Here is a 14,126-nt window from a genome sequence, read left to right on the forward strand (position 1 = left end):
TAGACGCCCTTTCCGCCGCGCACGCTGACATAGGTGCCGTTAGGCACAGCTAGCCGTCGACCACGCGCGTACTGCTCCAGCAGAGGGTTGCAGATACCGCAGTTCTGCATGTCATGAAGTTCGCATCGCTTCAGCGGGTCCGCTCCGTTGCCGGGCACGCCAAGACTCTAAGGGCTACCGCGGACCTTGAAACTGATATTCGCCGGCCAGCCATCTCACGAAGATTCGCGATCTGTCGACGTAGGTGCGGACCGAGGACTCCGCCAGTCCCGCAGCAGTGGCAGCTCGTTCGAAGCGCTCCAACTCGTCGAGGAGTTCGACAATCGTCCAACTGTCCGAATCCATGACTGATGCTCTCAAACGCTGCGCCGCTCCTGTCACTGTGCGCGGTCAGCGGTCGCAGGCAGCGTCCTTTCGCCGCCTGTCGGACATCCGGATCAGCCGAGATCCGTCCCCTTCGACCGATGACCGCGCGGCCACCAGCCTCGCCTGTGTTCGGCGGGGAGCCAGTCCTTAGGCTCGTCGGTCCCCTTCGGGGAGAATCGGCCCGGCAGGATCCGGGCGCTGCACCGGAATGACTCATAACCGCCGTTCGCACCGAGGAAGGACCCATCGAATGTCCCGACCACGAGTTGCGCTGTCCGCTCTCGCCGCCGCGGTCGCCTTGCCGGTGACACTCGCCCTGCCATCCGGTCCGGCCGCCGCCGCGCTGCCGACCAAGTGGACCACGTACAAGGACTCGAGCATCGACGCCGGAAGCGATTCGGGCACGATCACGATCAAGGTTGGCTCCAACACCCACAAGATCGCCAAGATCGTCATCGTCGTTGACTGCGACGGGGAGAAGGAGAGGTTCACCCGCCGCAACGTGACGATCAAGGACAACGGCCGGTTCAGTGTCTCCGGCGGCAGGTATGTGAGCATCGAGGGCAAGTTCTGGACCGAGCACCGGGCCACCGGCAGCATCACCACCAACCAGTGCGGGTTCTTCGGTGGGGACTTCTCCGCCAAGGGCTAGGCCGGGGTCCCTCGGTCCCCACCTGCTACGCAACTGTCGCGGCCGGCGCAGACGACCACGTTCGTGCATGCCAGAGCAAGGCGGCAGCCCGGGCTTGCTGAGTGAGACGGGGCGGTCAATGTGCCCGGATCTGCCGCGATCCGATCGTTGGGCACTCGCGCCTGACTGCCGCGCAGGTGACCTCGATGTGATGGGTCGCCCCGACCTGCGATCGGGGGTGCGGTCAGGCTTGCTTGCCGCTGGGTTCAGGCCGAAGGTGGTCTATGTGGAGAAGCGACGACTGGGACGCCTCGAGCACCACAGTTCGGTTCTCATCTACGGTGCGGCGGCCTTGGCCGCCGTGTCACAGGACGAGGCGGACCGCTCTGTTGAAGAGGCCCTCGCTGCCGGCATCAACCACTTCGACGTGGCGGCCGGTTACGGGGACGCCGAGCTCCGGCTGGGACCGTGGATGTCGCAGATCCGCGACCGGATCTTCCTCGCGACGAAGACGGGCCACCGGGACAGTGAGTCGGCCTGGCAGCAGATCAATGAGTCGTTGCAGCGCCTGCAGACCGACCACGTCGACCTGTTGCAGCTCCACGCGATCGGTGACATGGACGAGCTCGAGACAGCGACCCGCCCCGACGGCGCGCTCGCGGCCGCGGTACGCGCGCAGGAAGAGGGCCTCGTCGGGGCGGTGGGCATCACAGGCCACGGCCATCAGGCCCCGGCAACCCACCTCCAGGCGCTGCGGCGCTACCCGTTCGCAACGGTTCTCACGCCGCTGAACCCCGTGTTGTGGCGCGACGAGTCATACCGGGCCGCCTACGAGACGCTCGTCGACGAGGTCCAGCGCCAGGACGCCGGGCTGATGACCATCAAGACCGTCTCCCGTCGCAACTGGCCCGAACGTGCCGCGCATTCACACGCCACGTGGTACGAGCCGTACCACGACCAGCCACGTATCACCGCGGCTGTGTCGTGGGTCCTGTCCCATCGCGAGGTAACGGGCATCGCCACCGCCGGAGACGTCGGCCTCCTGGGCATGATGATCCACGCCGAGCAGACTCGGACTTCGGTGAGCACCGCAGAGGAACAGCTGGCGAGTGACAGCGAGTACGCCTCGCCGTTCATCGCCATGCCCTTCTGACTGCTCCGCAGGATCCACGACCTTGCCCGTCACCAACGTCCGCAGCCTCGGGGTCCTGGAACCACACAGAACTTCGTAGTCCTGACGACTTGTGGCGCAGTGGCCCGCCAGCCGCGGGCTCACGTGTCGTTGCGGTGACGCCCTGGTGAAGTCACCGTCGCGGTCGTTCACACCTGTACAGAGGCCTTCGCGCGCGCATCGTTTGACCTATCCGCGCATCCGGATGGAAAGACAGGTCACGCAGCCCTCGAGCTTCTCGAACTCGCTCATGTCCACGGCCACCACCCGCAGGCCGTGGGACTCGAAGACCTCCTGGGTGCGTGGCGCCGAGGTCGACATCAGCAGGGTGTTGCCGTCGAGCAGGACGACATGGGCGCCGGGCTCCTCGGGGACCGAGAGGTAGGCCGGGAAGACCGTCGGGTCGTCGACGAGCGGGTCGAAGCCGATGACCGTCCCGTCGGGCAGCGCGGTGACGGCGGACTTGAGGTGCAGCACCCTGGTGACCGGGACGCCGACCACGCTGGCGCCGAGCGGGGTGAGGTGGGCCGAGAGCTGGTCGAGGCCGGCCCGGTTGGTGCGGCCGCCGAGGCCGACCCAGACGGTGCCGCCGTGCTTGAGCACGTCGCCGCCGTCGAGCGTGCCGGGCTCCTCGATGCGGGCGATCCGGTAGCCGAGGCCGGACAGCGCCTTCTCGGTGCCGTCGGTCTCGGGCCTGCGCTCGTGGGCGCCGGGCCGGGTGATGACCGCGAGGTCGCCGTAGACGACCGCGGTGTCCTCCACGAAGACCGCGTCCGGGCAGTCGTCGGCCTGGTCGACCTCGAAGAGCTCCCACCCCTCGGCCTGGAACGCCGCGACGTACCCGAGCCACTGGTGCCGGGCCTTCTCGACGTCGACCGGCACGCGCTCGAGGTGGGTCAGCAGCCCCTCCTCGAGGCGGGGGCCGGGCCGGCGGACGAGGGCTCTCTTCTCCACCCGCCCATGCTCCTACGCCGAGTGTCCGCCGACCAGTGGTGCCATCACCTTCCCGATCACCGACGGCCTCCGGGTCAGCCGCTCCTCGGCGTCGGCGAGCGTCATGGCCCGCAGCCCCGCGTTGATGCCCAGCCAGCGGAGCGGCTCGGGCTCCCAGCGCGGGGACTCGTGCCCGACCCAGGGCAGGCCCGTCAGCTCCGAGTCGCGCTCGAGGACCAGGTCCGCGAGCGTGCGGCCGGCAAGGTTGGTGGTGGAGACGCCGTCGCCGACGTAGCCGCCCGCCCAGGCCAGCCCGGTGGACCGGTCCAGCCCGACCGACGCGCACCAGTCGCGCGGGATCCCCAGCGGGCCGCCCCACGCATGGGTGAACCGGGTCCCGGCGAGTACCGGGAACAGGTCCAGCAGCGTCGCGTGCAGCGCGGCGAACACCCGCGGGTCCCGGTCGAAGGCGGGCGCGATGCGGGAGCCGAGGTGGTAGGGCGCCCCGCGGCCACCGAAGACCAGCCGGTCGTCCGCGGTCCGCTGCCCGTAGATGATCAGGTGTCGATGGTCGGAGAACGTCTCGCGCTGCGCCAGCCCGATCTCGTCCCACACCGAAGGGGGGAGCGGCTCGGAGGCGATGATCAGCGAGTAGACCGGCACCACCGCCCGGGCCAGCCTCGGGAGGCGAGGCGTGAACCCCTCCGTGGCGCGCACGACGTACGGCGCCCGCACGGCGCCCCGGGCCGTCCGGACCAGTCCCAGCTCGATCGACGTGGCGGGGGTCCGCTCGTGGAGGACCACCCCGCGGGCGACGACCACGTCGGCCAGGCCGCGGACGAGCCGGCCCGGGTGGATGGCCGCGCAGTCGGGGGTGAAGGTCGCGCCGAGGGTCCGGGTGGCCCGGAGCCGCTGGGCCGCCTCGGCGGGCGAGAGCACCGCGTCGCCGTACTCCCTCCTGGCCCGCGCGAGCTGCGCGGCGCTGCGGGCCAGCACGATCGTCCCGCCCTTGGCGAAGTGGCAGTCGATGCCCTCGGCCGCGCTCACCCGCCGGACCTCGTCGACGCTGGCCCGCATGGCGGCGTCCTGCGCCTCCCCGAGCGCCGCCGGGAACAGCGCCGAGCACCAGCCGCCGTTGCGTCCGGACGCACCGAAGCCGGCCACCTCGGCCTCGACCACGACCACGCGGAGCGACGGCTCGGCCTGCGTGAGGTAGTAGGCCGTCCACAGCCCGGTGAACCCCGCGCCGACGATCGCCACGTCGGCATCCAGCTCGCCCTCAAGGGCCGGCCGAGCCGCCCAGTCGGTCGGTGTGGTCTCGTGCCAGAGGGAGAGGTGCTGGTAGTCCATTGCGTCCCAGCCCGGTCAACGCACTCCCCAGGAATACGTCTGCTTGCGGAGGTGGAGGTACATGAAGGTCTCGGTCGACAGCACGCCGTCGATCGAGCGGATGTGGTCGCTGATGATCTCGAGCAGGTGCTCGTCGCTCTCGGCCACCACCTCTGCGAGCAGGTCGTAGGAGCCGGCGGTCACGACCACGTAGTCGACCTCGTCGAGGGCGGCGATCGCGTCGGCCACCGGCTCGATCGAGCCGGTCACCCGGACGCCGACCATGGCCTGGCGCGCGAAGCCGAGCTCCATGGGGTCGGTGACGGCCACCACCTGCATCACCCCGGAGTCGGTGAGCCGCTGGACCCGCTGGCGGACCGCGGCCTCGGAGAGCCCCACGACCTTGCCGATCGCGGCGTAGGATCTCCGACCATCCTGTTGGAGCTGGCTGATGATCGCCTTGGAGACGTCGTCGAGGGGCTGGTGGGGTCGCGTGCCCTTACTCCTCATGGCGCGCCAACCTATCGTCCCACCGCGTTCTGACGGGCCCGGCACGAGGGATTTCGTTGCAGGAAAGTTTCATCGGCACTGGATCCCTTGTTGGCAGGCCTTCGGCGTGACACGATCCGCGGAGTGTGGGGAGTGAGCGCATGACATCCGGCCCGCCTCCGGACCGGCTGGTGCCGGAGCCCGTGGCGCGCGGACTGACCCGTCGCGGCGTGATCAGGGGCGGGGGTGCGGTGGCCTTCGTCGGCGTGAGCCTGGCCGCGCTGAAGCTGCCGTTCTTCGGTGTGGACGGCGCGACCGTCGACTCGGCCGAGTGTGTCGGCACCGACATCTCGGCCAAGGACAAGAAGGTCGTCATCAGCAACTGGCCGGCCTACATCGACCCCCGGCGCAAGAACACATCGACGGCGACGGTCTTCCAGCAGACCACCGGGATCAGCGTCGACTACACCCCGGACATCAACGACAACTCCGAGTTCTACGCCAAGGTCAAGAACCAGCTCGGCGCCTGCCAGCCGATCAACCGGGACATGATCATCATGACCGACTGGATGGCAGCCCGGATGATCGACCTGGGCTGGATCCAGAAGCTCGACGCCAGCAAGATCCCCAACTGCCACGCGAACCTGATCAAGCCGCTGCAGAACCGGCCCTGGGATCCGGACCTCGAGCGCCACGTGCCTTGGCAGAGCGGCATGACCGCCATCGCCTACAACGCCAAGGAGACGGGCGAGGTGAAGAGCTTCGAGGAGCTGATCACCCGTCCCGACCTCAAGGGCCGGATCACCCTGCTCACCGAGATGCGCGACACGATGGGGTTCATGCTCAAGGTCGTCGGCGCCGACCCGGAGAAGTTCACCGACGACGAGTGGCACAACGCGATCGACAAGCTGCAGTCGGTGGTGAGCGCCGGCCAGGTGCGTGCCTTCACCGGCAACGAGTACATCCAGGACCTCGCGGCCGGCAACATCGCGGCCTGCGAGGCCTGGTCCGGCGACGTCATCCAGGCCCAGGTCGACAACCCGGACATCAAGTTCGTCACTCCGGAGGAGGGGCTGATGCTCTGGAGCGACAACATGATGGTGCCGAACCTCGCCGAGCACCAGGCGAACGCCGAGGCCTGGATGAACTACTACTACCAGCCGGACGTCGCCGCGAAGCTCGCCGCGTGGGTCAACTACATCTGTCCCGTCGAGGGAGCCCGCGAGGAGATGGAGAAGATCGACCCCGACCTCGTCGAGAACCCGCTGATCTTCCCCGACGAGGAGACGCTCGCGAAGACCATGTCGTTCATGGCGCTCGACGAGAAGCAGATCACCCAGTACGAAGGAGATTTCGCGGATGTCACAGGTGGCTGAGGCTCCGTCATCGGGGTCCTCCGACAGCGACGCGCCGGCCGACGCGTCGACCTACGACGGGCTGGCGCTGCGACAGCTCGAGAAGGACTTCGGGGCGTTCCGTGCGGTGCGCTCGCTCGACCTCGACGTTCCCCGCGGCTCCTTCTTCGCGCTGCTCGGCCCGTCCGGCTGCGGCAAGACCACGACGCTGAGGATGGTCGCCGGCCTGGAGTCGCCGACCTCCGGCACGATCACGCTGGCCGGCCAGGACATCACCTACGCCAAGCCCTACCAGCGGCCGGTCAACACCGTGTTCCAGAGCTACGCGCTCTTCCCGCACCTCGACATCTACGAGAACGTCGCCTTCGGCCTGCGCCGCCGCAAGAAGGGCGACGTCGACGCGCAGGTCCGCGAGATGCTCGACCTCGTCGAGCTGGGCAGCCAGGTCCGCAAGAAGCCGGTCCAGCTCTCCGGCGGCCAGCAGCAGCGCGTCGCGCTGGCCCGGGCTCTGATCAACCGGCCCGAGGTGCTCCTCCTCGACGAGCCCCTGGGCGCCCTGGACCTCAAGCTGAGGCGGTCGATGCAGATCGAGCTGAAGCGGATCCAGGACGAGGTCGGGCTCACCTTCATCCACGTCACCCACGACCAGGAGGAGGCCATGACCATGGCCGACACGGTCGCGGTCATGAACGCCGGCCTGATCGAGCAGATGGGTGCACCGGCCGAGCTCTACGAGAACCCGCGGTCGACCTTCGTGGCCAACTTCCTGGGCCAGTCCAACCTCATCGACGGGACCATCAAGAGCCGTGCCGCCGACGTGGTCACCGTCGACATGCACGGGATCGACGTGTCGGTCCGCGCTGACCGCACGCACACGCAGGGCGACAAGGGCTGGATCGGCATCCGGCCCGAGAAGGTGCTGATCGGCGAGGAGGGCGAGTCGCTCGACGCCCCGGGCAACACCGTGCCCGGCGGCGTGGTCACCGACGTCAGCTTCGTGGGCGTCAGCACCCAGTACCTCGTGCGGATGCCCTGGGGGCAGGAGCTGCAGGTGTTCTCGCAGAACACCGGCCGGCACCGCCTCTTCGAGGAAGGTGAGCGCGTCGAGCTCTCGTGGCGGCCGGAGTACGCCTTCCTCCTCGACGCCTCCCAGGACGCCTCCGCCGGCGCCCAGAAGATCGACTCGGATGGCTAGCTCGGCGGCCGTCGCGCCGCTTGCCGTGATGGACCCCGACACCGGCAGGCGCCGCGGGTGGACCGGCTACATCCTGCTGCTCCCGGCGGCCATCTGGCTCGGCGTCTTCTTCGTCATCCCGTTCTACTCGCTGGTCGCCACCAGCCTGTTCGACCCCAGCGGCTCCGACGCCAAGGGGTACGACATGACCTACCACTTCGCGAACTACTGGCACGCGCTGCAGGACTACTGGCAGCCGCTGGTGCGCTCGCTGGTGTACGCCGGCATCGCGACGTTGTTCTGCCTGGTGCTCGGCTACGTGCTGGCCTACGCGATCGCGTTCAAGGCGGGCCGGTGGAAGAACCTGATGCTGGTGCTCGTCATCGCGCCGTTCTTCACCAGCTTCCTGGTGCGCACCCTCGCGTGGAAGCTGATCCTCGGCGACAACGGGTTCATCGTGAACTCCCTCCAGGCGGTCCACATCCTCGGCCCGGACGGCCGGCTGCTGGCCACCCCGGTCGCGGTGATCGCGGGGCTGACCTACAACTTCCTTCCGTTCATGGTGCTCCCGCTGTTCGCCAGCATCGACAAGATCGACCACCGGCTCATCGAGGCCGCGAGCGACCTCTACGCCAACCCGATCACGGGCTTCCGCAAGGTCACCTGGCCACTCTCGCTGCCGGGCGTGGTCTCGGGGACCCTGCTGACCTTCATCCCGGCGGCCGGTGACTACATCAACGCCCAGCTCCTCGGCAGCCCGAACCAGCGGATGGTCGGGTCGGTCATCCAGAGCCTGTTCACCGACGCCAACAACTACCCGATCGCCGGGGCGCTCTCGATGATCCTGATGCTCCTCATCGTCGCGATGGTGCTCTTCTACGTGCGCCGGGCCGGGACGGAGGAGCTCTTGTGACCTGGGTCCGCAAGAACCTGATCCTGATCCTCGGGATCCTGGTGCTCGTCTACACGTTCATCCCGATCTTCGTGGTGATCCTGATGAGCTTCAACGACCCGAACAGCCGGCTCATCTACCAGTTCGACGGGTTCACGCTGCACAACTGGCTCAACCCGTGCGAGGACCCCGACATGTGCTCGGCGGTGAGGCTCAGCATCGGGATCGGGCTGCTCGCGACGCTCGGCGCCACCGTGCTCGGGACCCTGGCCGCCTTCGCCCTGGTCCGCCACGACTTCCGTGGCCGGTCGTCGATGAACGTGGTCATCTTCCTGCCGATGGCGGCCCCCGAGATCGTCATGGGCGCCTCTCTGCTGGCACTGTTCGTGGGCGCCGGCTTCGGCGGCCAGCTCGGCTTCGGGACCATCCTGATCGCGCACATCATGTTCTGCCTGTCGTTCGTGATCGTCACCGTCCGGTCCCGGCTGGCCGGCATGGACGACAACCTCGAGCAGGCCGCGATGGACCTCTACGCCACACCGCAGCAGACGTTCTGGCGGGTCACCTTCCCGCTGGTCTTCCCGGGCATCCTCGGCGCCGCGCTGCTGTCGTTCTCGCTGTCGTTCGACGACTTCATCGTCACCAACCTCAACGCCGGCCAGACGACGACGTTCCCCATGTACGTCTGGGGCGTTGCCCAGCGCGGCGTGCCGATGCAGGTCAACGTGGTCGGCACGGTGATGTTCGTGATCGCGGTGGTGATCGTGGTCGGCGGCGAGCTGAACTCCAGGCGACGGGCCCGGGCGCTCGCCTGATGCGCGCCGGGCTGGTCGGGGTCCTCGTGGCCGGGCTGGCCGGGCTCGCTCCGGCCCCCGCACCGGCGGCTGTGCAGACGCTCGTGGTGCCGGCGGCTTCGTCGTCGCTGCCCGCGACCTGGCACGAGGTGTTCCATGTCGGGTACGGACGCAAGAAGCGGCTGCTCGGCACCTCGCGTGGCGGGGACTCGGGGACCCTCCGGATCGGCCCGGAGTACGGCGCGCCGGGACCCGACGGCTCCTGGTGGTTCCTCGACGCCGCCAAGCAGCGGCTGGCGCACTACTCGCGCACGGGCCGCTACCTGGGTCAGGTCCGGATCCCGCAGCGGCTCCTCGTCGGCGGACGGTACTTCCAGTGGCAGCTCCCACACGTGCTCGCCAACGGGTGGCTGGTGGCACAGCGGCTGACGCCGTCGGGCACCTCCTTGCTCCGGCTGCGCGACGACCGGCTCGACGAGATCCGCGTCGCGGGTCGTCGCCCCGCCTCGCTCACCTATGACGACGGCAAGCGGCTCTACGGCTACGTCGGGAAGCACCGGCTGGTGTCGGTCAACCCCCGGAGCGGTGCGATGAAGGCGGTCGCGGCGTACCGGACCCCGTCCGGGAGCCACTTCACGCTCGAGGACGACTTCGACCATGGCTCCATCCGTGTCGGCTCGACCGTCCTCCCGACCCGGACCACCTCGGGCGCGGTCGCGCACGTCGGGCTCGAGGCGCGGGTGGGCGCCGACGACGTCCTCCACCTGTTCCTGCTCGGCTACGGGGACGACCACGAGTCCGTGCAGCTGGTCGGAGGTGTCTCGGTGACCCTGGCCGGTGTCGCCTCCGCGGTCGACCGGCTGCCGAACCCGTTCAGCGAGGCCGACCCGGGCTCACCGGCGCACCTCGTCGTGGCGCCCGGCTCGTCGACGCCGATGCTCGTCTACGTCCTGCCGGACGGCGTGCACGTCTATGCGCGCACCGGGTCCTGACCGCCGGCGCGGGACGTCGGGCCGGAGAGCACCGCCGGCCATCGCAAGCGGTCAGGACTTGCCGAGCCGGCGGACGACGGAGCCGGCGACCTCCTCGAGCGTCTGCACCTGCGCGGGGGTGAGCCCGTCGAACAGCAGCCGGCGCACCAGCTCGACGTGCGCCGGGGCCGCCTCCTCGATGGCCCGGCGGCCGGACTCGGTGAGGACGACGTAGGCGCCGCGGCCGTCCTCGGGCGCGGCCTCCCGGGCGACGAGGCCACGCTCGGCCATCCGCGAGACCTGCCGGGAGACCCGGCTCTTCTCCCACTGCAGCCCCTGGCCCAGCTCGAAGGCGCGCAGCCGGCCCTCGGGGACGTCGGTGAGGTGCACCAGCACGTCGTAGTCGGAGAGGGACAGCCCCGATCCGGTCTGCAGCTCGCGGTTGAGCCGGGCCGAGAGCCAGGCGTGCGCGTCCAGCCAGGCCCGCCAGGCCCGCTGCTCGTCGGCGGTCAGCCAGCGCACGTCGTCGGTCACGCCGGTGAGTCTAGGAAGGGCGTTGACACCCTCCCGGACGCGGAGGAATGTGGTTGTCGCGGCAACTACCTGTCGACAGGAGGGGTGACATGGGTGCTGCCTGGAACTTCATGAGCTACGAGAGCAAGGACAACCTGCTGGAGGCGGTCCGCCGGGAGTCGGCGGGGATGGTCGAGCTGACCGCCGACCCCGAGGTGTGGATGGCGCCGACCGGCGCCGGCCACTGGCAGGTGCGCGACGTCGTCGGACACCTCATCGACACCACCGAGACCTACTTCGTCGGCTTCGACGCTGCCCGGGGTGACGGCGACCCGCCGCCGCTGGTGCCACTGGTCGACATGGCCGTCCACGTCGACCGGGGTGCGCAGGCGTTCCGCTCGCTGGACCGCGAGGCGGCGCTCGAGCGGCTGCACGTGGCCCTCGACAAGATGCTGGGCATCGAGGACGCATTGACCGAGGAGGACTGGAGCCTCCCGGTGCCGCACAAGTACATGGGCCCGCTCCCGGCGTTCTTCTACCCGGTCTTCCAGCTCGTCGACTACGCCGTGCACAGCTGGGACATCCGCGAGGGGAGCGGCAAGCCGCACGCGCTGGAGGGCCGCTCGGCAGACCTGCTCGTACCGCTGTGCTTCGTGCTCTGGACGGCCACGGCCAAGGTCGCGCCGGACACCAGGCCGATGGAGCTCGGAGTGCGGATCACCTCCGGCGAGAACGCCGGCGACACCCACATCACCGTCGGGCCGGATGGCCTGGTGACCAGCGCCGGTGAGCTCGGCAGCATCGCGGACGTACCAACGGTGATCGAGTTCGACCCGGCGAGCTTCGTGCTGACGGCGTACGGACGGACGAACGCGGGCACCGTGCACGGCGACCGCGACCTGGGGCACGCTTTCCTCGACGGTTTCTTCCGGATCTGACGAGAGGGCATCCATGACGTCGATCGACCTCGAGGCAATCAACGCCGAGCGGGAGCGGATCAAGGAGGACTTCCTGCAGGAGGCCCCGGACCGGCCGGAGAGCAGCGCGCGCGGACTGCACCACTTCGCGCTCATCTGCTCCGACGTGCGCCGGACGGTCGAGTTCTATCAGGGCCTCCTGGAGTTCCCGCTGACCGAGATCTTCGAGAACCGCGACTACAAGGGGTCCAACCACTTCTTCTTCGACATCGGGGAAGGCAACCTGCTCGCGTTCTTCGACCTGCCCGGGCTGGACCTCGGCCCCTACGCCGAGGTCCTCGGCGGCCTGCACCACTTGGCCATCTCGGTGACCAAGGAGAAGTGGGACCACCTGCGCGCGAAGCTGGACGACGCGGGTGTGGAGTACCTCGTCGAGAGCGAGAAGTCGATCTACTTCCGCGACCCTGACGGTGCCCGGCTGGAGCTGCTGGCCGACCCGCTGGGGGAGATGTACGGCACCAAGGTGCTCTAGGAGTCTGCTGCTCACTCGTCCCAGCGGTCGCTGCGGGGCCACCGCAGCCCGACGCCCATGCCCGCGAGCATCAGGTCGCGCACCGCCGCCAGGTCCTCGCTGTCCTCGGCCCCGCGCTTGGGCAGGGTGATGAACGCGCCGTAGCGCTGCGCGCTCTGGCTCAGCACGAACAGCTCCGGGGTCTCGATCCACACCGGGAACGCCGACCACTCCCAGCTGGTCTCGTCGTCCTGCGTGCGGCGGGTGAGCCCGGTGCCGGAGACGGAGGCCTCGGCGGGCGCGGCGAGGGAGGGGTCGGCCCGCCACCGCCCGAGCAGGGTGCGCCGGGCCAGCACCCGCCCGGTGGCCGGCATGGCGACGACCAGGCCGCCGAGGACCAGCACCATCGCCGGGATCAGCAGCGTGTAGAGCATCAGCACGACGGCCACGACCAGACACAGCCACGCCACCAGCCACGCGCGGCGCCGGAACCCCAGGGCGTAGCGACGCGCCTCGAAGGCGTCCACCAGCTCGTGGAACTCGGGGGTCCAGCGCAGGACGACGGGGCTGCTCACGCGGGACACCGTAGGGCCTCCCGACGCTCGGTCAGAGCAGCGTGCCGGCCTTGTCGAGCACGATCCGCAGGATGTGCTCGATCTCGTCGAAGTGCTCCTGGGTGCAGATCAGGGGCGGCGAGATCTGGACGACCGGGTCGCCCCGGTCGTCGGCGCGGCAGTAGAGGCCCTCGGCGTAGAGCTGCTTGGAGACGAAGCCGTAGAGCAGTCGCTCGCACTCCTCGTCGGTGAAGGTCTCCTTGGTCGCCTTGTCCTTGACCAGCTCGATGCCGTAGAAGTACCCGTCGCCGCGAACGTCGCCGACGATCGGCAGGTCGGTGAGCCGCTCGAGGGTGGCCCGGAACGCGTCCTGGTTGCCCCGGACGTTGTCGAGCACCTTCTCGTTCTCGAAGATGTCGAGGTTGGCCAGCGCGACCGCGGTCGAGACCGGGTGGCCGCCGAAGGTGTAGCCGTGCGCGAACATCGCGCCAGCGCCGTGCTCGGCGCGCGTGCCCGGCTCGATGTGCGCGGAGGACTTCCACTGCGTCTGGTGCAGGAACGGCTCCATCAGCTTGTCGCTGGCGATCATCGCGCCGAGCGGCGCGTAGCCGGAGGTGATGCCCTTGGCGCAGGTGATCATGTCGGGTTCGTAGCCGTAGCGCTCGGCGCCGAACATGTGGCCGAGCCGGCCGAAGGCGCAGATCACCTCGTCGGAGACCATCAGCACGTCGTACTCGTCGCAGATCTCGCGGACCCGCTGGAAGTAGCCGGGAGGCGGCGGGAAGCAGCCGCCGGCGTTCTGCACCGGCTCCATGAAGACCGCGGCCACGGTGTCGGGGCCTTCGTTCTCGATCTGGACCGCGACCTGGTCGGCGGCCCAGCGGCCGAACTCCTCCAGGCTCAGCCCCTTGGGCGCACCGTGCTCCTCGGCGCGGTAGTAGTTGGTGTTGGGCACCCGGAACGTCGAGGGCACCAACGGCTCGAACTGCTGCTTGAGCAGCGGCAGCCCGGTGATCGACAGGGCGCCCTGGGTGGTGCCGTGGTAGGCGATCGTGCGGGAGAGCACCTTGTGCTTCATCGGCTTGCCGATGAGCTTGAAGTAGTTCTTGGCGAGCTTCCAAGCGGTCTCGACCGCCTCACCGCCGCCGCTGGTGAAGAAGACCCGGTTGAGGTTGCCGGGGGCGTAGCCGGCGACGCGCTCGGCCAGCTCGATGGCCGGCGGGTGGGCGTAGGACCAGAGCGGCATGAAGGCCAGCTCCTGCGCCTGCTTGGCGGCGGCTTCGGCCAGCTCCGTGCGGCCGTGGCCGAGCTGGCTCACGAACAACCCGGCCAGCGCGTCGAGGTACCGCTTGCCGTTGGAGTCATAGATGTAGGGGCCCTCGCCGCGCACGATCACGGGGACGTCCGCGTCGGCGTAGGACGAGTGCCGGGTGAAGTGCATCCAGAGGTGGTCCTTGGCTGCGCGCTGCAGCTGGGCGGGGTCCATGGCCATGTGCCCATGATGCTCCGGCGTGCGACGAAACTCC

At 69.2% G+C, this 14,126-nt stretch carries 15 protein-coding genes; 9 read left to right on the top strand and 6 right to left on the bottom strand.

Going from position 1 to position 14,126, the window contains the following annotated elements:
• Nucleotides 1-616: 616 nt before the first annotated feature.
• Together VFV89_RS12605 and VFV89_RS12610 are read left to right on the top strand one after the other, a co-directional pair.
• Nucleotides 617-1,018, top strand: a complete 402-nt coding sequence (locus tag VFV89_RS12605; RefSeq protein ID WP_329706294.1) for a hypothetical protein — start codon at nt 617-619, stop codon at nt 1,016-1,018.
• Nucleotides 1,019-1,283: 265 nt separating this feature from the next.
• Nucleotides 1,284-2,150 (top strand): aldo/keto reductase, encoded by an 867-nt coding sequence (locus VFV89_RS12610; protein ID WP_329706295.1) that lies wholly within the window; start codon nt 1,284-1,286, stop codon nt 2,148-2,150.
• Nucleotides 2,151-2,357: 207 nt separating this feature from the next.
• Here VFV89_RS12610 and ddaH read toward each other — a convergent pair whose 3' ends face one another.
• The 3 genes from ddaH to VFV89_RS12625 are packed head-to-tail and all read right to left on the bottom strand — an operon-like array spanning nt 2,358 to nt 4,940.
• The gene (gene ddaH, locus VFV89_RS12615; protein ID WP_329706296.1) at nt 2,358-3,122 is read right to left on the bottom strand and encodes a dimethylargininase; all 765 of its coding nucleotides are present in this window, start codon (nt 3,120-3,122) and stop codon (nt 2,358-2,360) included.
• A gap of 12 nt (nt 3,123-3,134) precedes the next feature.
• On the bottom strand, nt 3,135-4,451 hold the full coding sequence (locus VFV89_RS12620) for an FAD-dependent oxidoreductase (RefSeq protein ID WP_329706297.1): 1,317 nt from the start codon (nt 4,449-4,451) through the stop codon (nt 3,135-3,137).
• Nucleotides 4,452-4,466: 15 nt separating this feature from the next.
• Nucleotides 4,467-4,940, bottom strand: a complete 474-nt coding sequence (locus VFV89_RS12625) for an Lrp/AsnC family transcriptional regulator (protein WP_329706298.1) — start codon at nt 4,938-4,940, stop codon at nt 4,467-4,469.
• 140 nt (nt 4,941-5,080) lie between these two features.
• Between VFV89_RS12625 and VFV89_RS12630 the strand changes: the two genes are divergently transcribed.
• The 5 genes from VFV89_RS12630 to VFV89_RS12650 are packed head-to-tail and all read left to right on the top strand — an operon-like array spanning nt 5,081 to nt 10,126.
• Nucleotides 5,081-6,295: a spermidine/putrescine ABC transporter substrate-binding protein gene (locus VFV89_RS12630; RefSeq protein ID WP_329706299.1), complete on the top strand. Its 1,215-nt coding sequence runs from the start codon at nt 5,081-5,083 to the stop codon at nt 6,293-6,295.
• Nucleotides 6,279-7,469, top strand: coding sequence for an ABC transporter ATP-binding protein (locus VFV89_RS12635; RefSeq protein WP_329706300.1), 1,191 nt, complete (start codon nt 6,279-6,281; stop codon nt 7,467-7,469). Before VFV89_RS12630 ends, VFV89_RS12635 begins: the two co-directional genes overlap by 17 nt.
• Nucleotides 7,462-8,361, top strand: coding sequence for an ABC transporter permease (locus VFV89_RS12640; RefSeq protein ID WP_329706301.1), 900 nt, complete (start codon nt 7,462-7,464; stop codon nt 8,359-8,361). The genes VFV89_RS12635 and VFV89_RS12640 overlap by 8 nt, the downstream gene beginning before the upstream one ends.
• Nucleotides 8,358-9,155 (top strand): ABC transporter permease, encoded by a 798-nt coding sequence (locus tag VFV89_RS12645; protein ID WP_329706302.1) that lies wholly within the window; start codon nt 8,358-8,360, stop codon nt 9,153-9,155. Before VFV89_RS12640 ends, VFV89_RS12645 begins: the two co-directional genes overlap by 4 nt.
• On the top strand, nt 9,155-10,126 hold the full coding sequence (locus VFV89_RS12650) for a hypothetical protein (protein ID WP_329706303.1): 972 nt from the start codon (nt 9,155-9,157) through the stop codon (nt 10,124-10,126). Before VFV89_RS12645 ends, VFV89_RS12650 begins: the two co-directional genes overlap by 1 nt.
• Nucleotides 10,127-10,177: 51 nt before the next feature.
• On the opposite strand, the gene VFV89_RS12655 is transcribed toward VFV89_RS12650, so the two are convergent.
• A complete protein-coding gene (locus VFV89_RS12655; RefSeq protein WP_329706304.1) occupies nt 10,178-10,639 on the bottom strand; it encodes a MarR family winged helix-turn-helix transcriptional regulator in 462 nt (153 codons plus the stop codon).
• 89 nt (nt 10,640-10,728) lie between these two features.
• On the opposite strand from VFV89_RS12655, the gene VFV89_RS12660 reads away from it, so the two are divergent.
• Complete coding sequence (locus tag VFV89_RS12660) at nt 10,729-11,556, top strand: maleylpyruvate isomerase N-terminal domain-containing protein (protein WP_329706305.1); 828 nt, start codon at nt 10,729-10,731, stop codon at nt 11,554-11,556.
• A 13-nt stretch (nt 11,557-11,569) separates the two neighbouring features.
• Nucleotides 11,570-12,067 (top strand): VOC family protein, encoded by a 498-nt coding sequence (locus VFV89_RS12665; protein ID WP_329706306.1) that lies wholly within the window; start codon nt 11,570-11,572, stop codon nt 12,065-12,067.
• Between the two features lie 11 nt (nt 12,068-12,078).
• On the opposite strand, the gene VFV89_RS12670 is transcribed toward VFV89_RS12665, so the two are convergent.
• Nucleotides 12,079-12,621, bottom strand: a complete 543-nt coding sequence (locus VFV89_RS12670) for a YcxB family protein (RefSeq protein WP_329706307.1) — start codon at nt 12,619-12,621, stop codon at nt 12,079-12,081.
• A gap of 31 nt (nt 12,622-12,652) precedes the next feature.
• Nucleotides 12,653-14,092 (bottom strand): aspartate aminotransferase family protein, encoded by a 1,440-nt coding sequence (locus VFV89_RS12675; RefSeq protein ID WP_329706308.1) that lies wholly within the window; start codon nt 14,090-14,092, stop codon nt 12,653-12,655.
• Between the last annotated feature and the right edge of the window lie 34 nt (nt 14,093-14,126).

The organism is Nocardioides sp., assembly GCF_036274455.1.
GTDB lineage: Bacteria > Actinomycetota > Actinomycetes > Propionibacteriales > Nocardioidaceae > Nocardioides.

Coding starts and splice junctions, on each gene's coding strand:
- VFV89_RS12630 (WP_329706299.1), top strand. CDS start 5,081: ATGACATCCGGCCCGCCTCCGGACCGGCTGGTGCCGGAGCCCGTGGCG.
- VFV89_RS12605 (WP_329706294.1), top strand. CDS start 617: ATGTCCCGACCACGAGTTGCGCTGTCCGCTCTCGCCGCCGCGGTCGCC.
- VFV89_RS12625 (WP_329706298.1), bottom strand. CDS start 4,940: ATGAGGAGTAAGGGCACGCGACCCCACCAGCCCCTCGACGACGTCTCC.
- VFV89_RS12620 (WP_329706297.1), bottom strand. CDS start 4,451: ATGGACTACCAGCACCTCTCCCTCTGGCACGAGACCACACCGACCGAC.
- VFV89_RS12660 (WP_329706305.1), top strand. CDS start 10,729: ATGGGTGCTGCCTGGAACTTCATGAGCTACGAGAGCAAGGACAACCTG.
- VFV89_RS12650 (WP_329706303.1), top strand. CDS start 9,155: ATGCGCGCCGGGCTGGTCGGGGTCCTCGTGGCCGGGCTGGCCGGGCTC.
- VFV89_RS12635 (WP_329706300.1), top strand. CDS start 6,279: ATGTCACAGGTGGCTGAGGCTCCGTCATCGGGGTCCTCCGACAGCGAC.
- VFV89_RS12675 (WP_329706308.1), bottom strand. CDS start 14,092: ATGGCCATGGACCCCGCCCAGCTGCAGCGCGCAGCCAAGGACCACCTC.
- VFV89_RS12640 (WP_329706301.1), top strand. CDS start 7,462: ATGGCTAGCTCGGCGGCCGTCGCGCCGCTTGCCGTGATGGACCCCGAC.
- VFV89_RS12665 (WP_329706306.1), top strand. CDS start 11,570: ATGACGTCGATCGACCTCGAGGCAATCAACGCCGAGCGGGAGCGGATC.